The following is a 7436-nucleotide window of genomic DNA, read 5'->3' on the forward strand; positions in this document are numbered from 1 at the left end:
GCCCGCCTCAGTGCCCCAGGCGGGACCCGAGCTCCGCCAGCAGGTCCAGGGCGGCGTCGGCGATCACCGTACCGGGTGGGAAGATCGCCGAGGCGCCGGCCGCGCGCAGTTCGTCGAAGTCGCCCGGCGGGACGACGCCGCCGACCACGATCATCATGTCGTCGGCGCCCAGCCCGGCCAGGGCCTCCCGGAGCGCGGGAACCAGGGTCAGATGGCCGGCCGCCAGCGAGGACACGCCGACGATGTGCACGTCGGCCTCGACGGCCTGCCGCGCCACCTCCTCCGGCGTCTGGAACAGCGGGCCGACGTCCACGTCGAAGCCCAGGTCGGCGAACGCGGTGGCGATCACCTTCTGGCCGCGGTCGTGGCCGTCCTGGCCCATCTTGGCCACCAGGATGCGCGGGCGACGGCCCTCGGCGCGCTCGAAGGCGGCGCACGCGTGCCGTACGCGCTCGATGTTGGCGGTCGGGCCCGCCTCGTCGCGATACACGCCGGAGATGGTACGGACCTGCTCCGCGTGGCGCCCGAAGACGCGCTCCAGCGCGTCGGAGATCTCGCCGACGGTGGCCTTGGCGCGGGCGGCGTCGACCGCCAGTTTGAGCAGGTTGTGCTCCAGACCCGGGGCGGGGTTGCCGGCGGCCTTGGTCAGGGCGTCGAGCGCCTGGGTGACGGCGCCGTCGTCGCGTTCGGCCCGGAGCCTGCGTAGTTTGTCGAGCTGCTGCGCCCGTACGGAGCTGTTGTCGACCTTGAGCACCTCGATCGGCTCGTCGGCGTCGCTGCGGTACTTGTTCACGCCGATCACGGGCTGGCGGCCCGAGTCGATGCGGGCCTGGGCGCGGGCCGCGGCCTCCTCGATGCGGAGCTTGGGCAGGCCGGCCTCGATGGCGCGGGCCATGCCGCCGGCGGCCTCGACCTCCTGGATGTGGGCCCAGGCGCGTTCGGCCAGGTCGTGGGTGAGGCGTTCGACGTAGTAGGAGCCGCCCCACGGGTCGATCACCTTGGTGGTGCCGGACTCCTGCTGGAGGAGGAGCTGGGTGTTGCGGGCGATCCGGGCGGAGAAGTCGGTGGGCAGCGCGAGCGCCTCGTCGAGGGCGTTGGTGTGCAGGGACTGGGTGTGGCCCTGGGTGGCGGCCATGGCCTCGACGCAGGTGCGGGCGACGTTGTTGAACGGGTCCTGCGCGGTGAGGGACCAGCCGGAGGTCTGGGAGTGGGTACGGAGGCTCAGAGATTTCGGATTTTTCGCGTTAAATCCGGAAACGAGGTTGGCCCAGAGGAGGCGGGCGGCTCTCAGCTTGGCGACTTCCATGAAGAAGTTCATACCGATGCACCAGAAGAACGACAGCCTGGGCGCGAACCGGTCGACGTCCATCCCGGCGGCGACGCCCGCCCGCAGGTATTCGACCCCGTCGGCCAGGGTGTAGGCCAGCTCCAGGTCGCAGGTGGCCCCGGCCTCCTGAATGTGGTAGCCGGAGATGCTGATGGAATTAAACTTCGGCATCTTTTCACTGGCAAACGCGAAAATATCCGAGATTATGCGTATTGATGGGGCCGGGGGATAAATGTAGGTATTGCGGACCATGAACTCCTTGAGGATGTCGTTCTGGATGGTCCCGGCCAGTTGCTCGGGCGCCACCCCCTGCTCCTCGGCCGCCACGATGTAGAGCGCCAGCACGGGCAGGACCGCGCCGTTCATGGTCATCGACACCGACATCCGGTCCAGCGGGATCCCGTCGAACAACTGCCGCATGTCATAGATCGAGTCGATCGCCACCCCGGCCATGCCCACGTCACCGGCGACCCGCGGATGATCGGAGTCGTAGCCCCGGTGCGTGGCCAGGTCGAACGCCACCGACAACCCCTTCTGCCCGGCGGCGAGGTTGCGGCGGTAGAAGGCGTTGGAGTCCTCGGCCGTGGAGAAGCCCGCGTACTGGCGGATCGTCCAGGGCTGGTTGACGTACATGGTCGGATAGGGGCCGCGCAGGTACGGCGCGGCGCCCGGATAGGTGCCCAGGAAGTCGAGCCCGCCGAGGTCGTCGGCCGTGTAGACGGGCTTGACCGCGATCCCCTCGGGCGTCTCCCAGGGCTCGCCGGACAGGGCGGACCCGGCGGGCTCGCCGGGATCCGGGCCGGTCAGCGGGATGGCGGAGAAATCCGGGATCATCGCGTCACCTCCAGGTCGTCGAAGGTCGTGCGGAGCACGGCGAGTGCGTCGCACCCGGCGTAGAGGCGGTCGTCGACGCCCTCGTAGTCACCCTTCCCCGCCAGCCAGATCTTTCTCGCGCCCGCCCGTCTCAGCGCGGCGGCGACGGCCTCGGCGTGCAGGCCGTACATCTTGTCGCTGGAACACAGGCAGGCGACGGTCGAGCCGCTGACGGCGAAGGCGGTGGCGATCTGGTCGGGGTCGGTGCCCGGCCCGGCGGACTCGGTGGCGAGCCCACCCGCCTGGAACAGGTTCGCGGCGAACGCGGCACGGGCCGTGTAGGCGGCGACGGGGCCGATGGTGGCCAGGAACACCACGGGCCGCCGCGGCCGCGCGTCGGCGAGGTCGCGCAGCGCCTCGAACTCCTGGGCGTACCGGATCTCCGGCAGCCCCTCCCCTGCGAAGCCCGCCTCGCCGGCGCTCGGGACGCGGACCGGTTTCTCGGCGATGTTGGGGAACTCGCTCACGCCGGTGATCGGGAAGCGCCGGTGGGCGATGTCGTCGGCACGACGCCGCCTGGTATCCGCGATCCGCCCGGCGACCAGCTCGGACGCCGCGCCGATCCCGCCGGCCGCCTCGATCTCCTGGAACCAGGCCCAGGCACGGTCGGCCAGATCGGCGGTGCGGCGCTCGACGTACCAGGAACCGCCCGCCGGGTCGGCCACCCTCCCGGCTCCGGCCTCCTCCAGCAGCAGCGCCTGCGTGTTGCGGGCCATCCGCCGGGCGAACGCGTCCGGCGGACCCAGGCACGCGTCGAACGGCTGCACGGTCACCGCGTCCGCACCCCCCACCCCGGCGGCGAAGCAGGCGATGGTGGTGCGGAGCAGGTTCACCCAGGGGTCGCGGGCGGTCATCATCGCGGAACTCGTCACCGCGTGCTGCAGCTGCCCGCCGTCCGCCGCCCCGCACACCTCGGCCACCCGCGCCCAGAGCGTGTGCGCGGCCCGCAGCTTGGCGATGGTGGCGAACTGATCGGCGGTGGCGGCGTAGCGGAACTCCAGTTGCCCGAACGCCTGCCCGACGCCGAGCCCGGCGCCGGTGAGCGCCCGCAGGTGCTCGACCCCCAGCGCGATCGAGCAGCCGAGCTCGTCGGCGTCGCTCCCGCCCGCGTCGTGGTACGGCGTGGCGTCCAGCATGACGGCCCGCATCCCGGGGAAGTCCGCCGCGCACCGCACCGCCAGCTCGGCCGTCACGTCCCGTCCCGCCGTACCGATCGAGGCGCCCAGGTTGCCCCTCGGCGACACGCCGCGCTCCGCCGCCAGCCCGAACAGGACCTCGGCGGCCTCCCGGGTCTCGGCCCCGGCCTGCAGGACGATCGGCGCGAGGTCGAGATAGACCTCCCGCAGGACGTCGGGGAGCCGCCCGACCGGGATCGCGCCGTCACCCAGGACCAGCCAGAGCGAGGTGACCCCGTGCTCCAGATCGGCCAGCACGGCCTCGGGGTCGGCCACGGAGTGCCGCTGCCGCACGTCCCACCCGGCGAACGCCGCCCGGCGCACGCGCGGCAGGTGCTCGGGCAGGTCGGCGGCGTCGTAGAGGGGGGCGAGCGTCACCCCGTCGTACGTGACGCCGGCCAGCGCCTCCTCCGGCGACCCGGCCTCGACACCCGACTTACGCAGAACCTCGAGCGCCAGCGTCCGCCAATCGTCCCGGTTCGTGGTAGGAAAGCCCGCTGCCAGATGCATGTTTCGGATAGTAGGCGGTGCCCGCCGAACCCAGGAACCCCGGGCTCGCCCCTGACCGACCCCACTGTCAGGTCAGCGGTGCCTCCCAGGACAGCCGCCAGGTGGTCGGCCCGACGATGCCGTCGTCGTCGATGCCCTGTTCGCGCTGGAAACGGAGACATACGTCGCGGGAGCCGCTGCCGTAGGCGCCGTCCACGTCGATCTCGAAGCCGCGTACCTTCATCTGCTGCTGCCACGTACGCACGTCTTCGCCACGCATCACGGGCGGGTATTTCAGCAGCCGCCCGGGGAACGGCGGCGTCGTCGGCGGGTCGGGCGGCGGGGTGCTGCCACCCGGCCGGGGCGCGCCGCGCTTGACCCAGGCGTAGAGGGGTTCGCCCGGGCAGTCGGTCGAGTAGCCGTCCCGGTGGCCCTTGATCTCCTTGCCCGCGTTGCCGCGTTCGCGGACGTACTCGACCGCGTCCAGGATCCCGTGGAGCACTCCGTCGGGCGGCTCCACCAGCCCGGCGTTGCCGACCAGGCCGAGCACGGCGTAGTGACCCGCGTTGAGCCCGGCTCCGTTGGCCGCGGGTAAGTGGTGGAGCCCCCGCCCCTCGAACACCTTGCGATGCGGGCAGGCCACGAACGAGTAGCCGATGTCGATCCAGCCGTTGCCGTCCATGTGGTAGCCCTGGATGGACTGCACCAGCGACACGCAGACCGCGTGGTCGCCGATGATGCCCGGCTCGACCCGGCCGCCCGTGTAGTGGACCTTAACTCCCTTGGTGGAGTCGAGCTGTGTGTAGTCGCCGTGCCGCTCACGGGCGTGCCAGTCGCGCCGTAACACGAGGTCGATGGCCACCTTGTGCTCTCCGGGGGTTGGGGAAATGTGACCACTGAGCGTAGCCCGGAGTGCGCGGAAAGGTGGGTAGATCTGGTTATTTTGCTACCTAAACCGACTTAAGGCCTGATCACCCGCTTGTCGGTGACGATCGCGGTGATGAGATCGTGCGGGGTGACGTCGAACGCCGGGTTCACCGCACGGGTGCCCTCCGGCGCCACCCGCCTGCCACGGATGGTGACGATCTCGTCGGCGCCTCTGTCCTCGATCTCGATGTGCTCGCCGGACGGGGTGGCCTGGTCGATGGTGGTCTCGGGCGCCACGACGATGAACGGCACCCCGGCCCGCTCGGCCCCGAGCGCCAGCGCGTACGAGCCGATCTTGTTGGCGGTGTCGCCGTTGGCGGCGATGCGGTCGGCGCCGATGAGCACCGCGTCGATGCCGCCCTTGGCCAGCAGGTACGGTCCGGCGGAGTCGGCGATGAGCCGGTGCGGCGCGCCCATCCTGGCCAGCTCCCAGGTGGTGAGCCGGGCTCCCTGCAGCAGGGGGCGGGTCTCCAGGGCGAGCACCTCGGCCAGCCGGCCGCGCTCGTGCAGGGTCTGGACGACGCCGAGCGCGGTGCCCCGTTCGACGGCCGCCAGCCCGCCCGTGTTGCACACGGTCATGATGCGCAGCCGGTCGCCTTCGAGGAGGTCGGCGCCGCGCTTGCCCATGGCCTCGCAGGCGGCGATGTCGTCGTCGCGGATCCGCAGCGCGGCCTTGAGCACGGCCTGCTGACCTTGGGACAGGTGGGCGGCGGCCTGGTCGACGCCCCAGCCGAGGTTCACGGCGGTGGGCCTGGCGGCGCGCAGCCGCGCGATGGCGTCCTGGTCGCCGGCCGCCAGCACGACACCGAGCGCCCCGGCCACGCCGAGCGCGGGCGCCCCGCGCACGGCCAGCCGCCGGATGGCGTCGATCAGGTCCGCGACGGTCTCGATCCGCAGCATGACGCACTCGTCCGGCAGCCGCGTCTGATCCACCAGCTCGACCGCGCCGTCTACCCAGTCAATCGTCCTCACGCCCAAACCGTAGCCGTCCGGGCGGAGTGCCGGTATGGGCGGCTTCGCAGAGCTGTGTCCGCCGTCGCCGCCGGTGGGTAGCGGGTCGCATGGCGACATCGCACGGGCCAGGGAGGGGACCAGGGTGTCCTACGGGTGCCACCTGCCGCTTTGCGCGCGAACCTGAATCAGGGGGGCGATTCTTCGAGAGGAGTGATCGATGGCGAAGCTACTTTTCGTGCTCACCGGAGCCACGTACCTGACGTTGAAGGACGGCACGAGACACGCGACGGGTTACTGGGCCGAGGAGTTCGCGAACCCGTTCCGCCGAGGTGATGCGGCGGCCGATCAAGCTGTCGGACGCCCGCATCGAGGACTACGACGCGGTCTACATTCCCGGCGGCCACGGTCCGATGCAGGACCTGTGGGTGGACGCCGACGCGGGCCGGCTGCTGACGGCGGCGCTCGCCTCCGGCAAGCCGCTCGCGATCGTCTGCCATGCCCCCGCCGTGATGCTGGCCACCAGGATCCACGGCGAGTCGCCCTTCAAGGGTTACCGGGTCACGTGCTTCACCAATGAAGAGGAGGAGGGTGTCGGGCTGGCCGCCAAGGTGCAGTGGCTGCTGGAGGACGAGCTGAAGGAGAAGGTCGGCGTCGAGTTCAGCCGCGGCAAGATCTGGGAGCCGTACATGGTGGAGGACCGCAACCTGATCACCGGGCAGAATCCCCATTCGGCCGCGGTCCTGGCGGAGCGGCTGCTGAAGGCGTTGAAGTAGCCCGGGGAAGAGCATCGCGCAACTGCCTGCGGGAGGTGATCGACAGCTTGGTGAAGATCTTACGCAGGTGCCACTCGACCGTCCGCGGGCTCAGGAAGAGCCGGGTGCCGACTTCCGGGTTGGAGAAGCCGTCCCGCACGAGCAGTGCGATCTGCTTCTCCTGCGGCGTCAGCTCGTCACTCGGCGACGCCTCATTCGTGCGCTTGCGGACGGTTTCCCCCGTGGCGAGCAGCTCATGGCGGGCCCGCTCGGCGAACGCCTCCATCCCGATCGACAGGAACATCTCGTACGCCGTACGCAGATGATCCCGTGCCTCGATCCGCTGACGCTCACGGCGCAGCCACTCGCCGTACAGCAGGTGCGCACGCGCGAGTTCGGGACGCAGCCGGGTCCGTGCCAGCCGCTCGATCGCCGCTCGATAGAGGCGGTCCGCGGGCGCTCCGCAGCTCAGCAGCGCCCGGGAGCGGGCCAGGATTCCCCGCGCCCAGTCGGTGTCGCACGGCTCCGCCGCGTCCGCCAGTCGTTCGAGCGCGTCACGGGCGATCTTCTCGTCACCGACGCGTGCCGCCGCCTCGATGAGTTCGGGCAGCGCCCAGATCGAGACCCACGGCTGCGCGATCCACGTACTGGCCTGGGCGGCCGGCATCGCCTGCTGGTAGCGGCCGAGCCCGTTGTAGAGGACCGCGGCCGCCCACTGGGCGACCGCGACCCCCATCGACCGGCCACCCGCGCCGGCCTGCTCGATCGTGGCGGCGATGAGCGCCTCGGCCTCGGCACTGCGGCCCCGCAAGGCGCTGAGCCGGAGCTTGACGTGCGGCGCGCCGGGAACGCCGGTCGCCGCGGCGATGGTGTCGGCCTCGGCGACGGTCGCCGCCGAGGCGGCGAAGTCGCCGATCCAGGTGGGCGCCATTCCCCGCG

General features: G+C 71.2%; 6 protein-coding genes. 1 reads left to right on the top strand and 5 read right to left on the bottom strand.

The genetic code is table 11. The annotated features are described in order from the left end of the window. Positions 1-7 precede the first annotated feature (7 nt). The 4 genes from scpA to mtnA form a co-directional block, all read right to left on the bottom strand. Complete coding sequence (gene scpA / locus KME78_RS38380) at positions 8-2161, bottom strand: methylmalonyl-CoA mutase (RefSeq protein WP_219534372.1); 2154 nt, start codon at positions 2159-2161, stop codon at positions 8-10. Next, positions 2158-3885 carry a methylmalonyl-CoA mutase subunit beta gene (locus tag KME78_RS38385; RefSeq protein WP_219534373.1) on the bottom strand — a complete coding sequence of 576 codons (1728 nt, stop codon included), beginning with the start codon at positions 3883-3885 and terminating at the stop codon, positions 2158-2160. The genes scpA and KME78_RS38385 overlap by 4 nt, the downstream gene beginning before the upstream one ends. Before the next feature lie 67 nt (positions 3886-3952). Further along, a complete protein-coding gene (locus KME78_RS67450; protein ID WP_219534374.1) occupies positions 3953-4726 on the bottom strand; it encodes a peptidoglycan recognition protein family protein in 774 nt (257 codons plus the stop codon). A 98-nt stretch (positions 4727-4824) separates the two neighbouring features. Then, positions 4825-5763: an S-methyl-5-thioribose-1-phosphate isomerase gene (gene mtnA / locus KME78_RS38395; RefSeq protein WP_219534375.1), complete on the bottom strand. Its 939-nt coding sequence runs from the start codon at positions 5761-5763 to the stop codon at positions 4825-4827. Positions 5764-6077: 314 nt separating this feature from the next. On the opposite strand from mtnA, the gene KME78_RS38400 reads away from it, so the two are divergent. Next, a complete protein-coding gene (locus KME78_RS38400) occupies positions 6078-6518 on the top strand; it encodes a type 1 glutamine amidotransferase domain-containing protein (RefSeq protein ID WP_308127289.1) in 441 nt (146 codons plus the stop codon). On the opposite strand, the gene KME78_RS38405 is transcribed toward KME78_RS38400, so the two are convergent. Further along, on the bottom strand, positions 6454-7436 hold a 983-nt coding region (locus KME78_RS38405; protein WP_219534376.1), incomplete at its 5' end, for a helix-turn-helix domain-containing protein. The two genes, KME78_RS38400 and KME78_RS38405, sit on opposite strands and share 65 nt — an antisense overlap.

Origin of the sequence: Nonomuraea guangzhouensis, from assembly GCF_019396345.1 — a bacterium.
GTDB classification, from domain to species: Bacteria; Actinomycetota; Actinomycetes; order Streptosporangiales; family Streptosporangiaceae; genus Nonomuraea; species Nonomuraea guangzhouensis.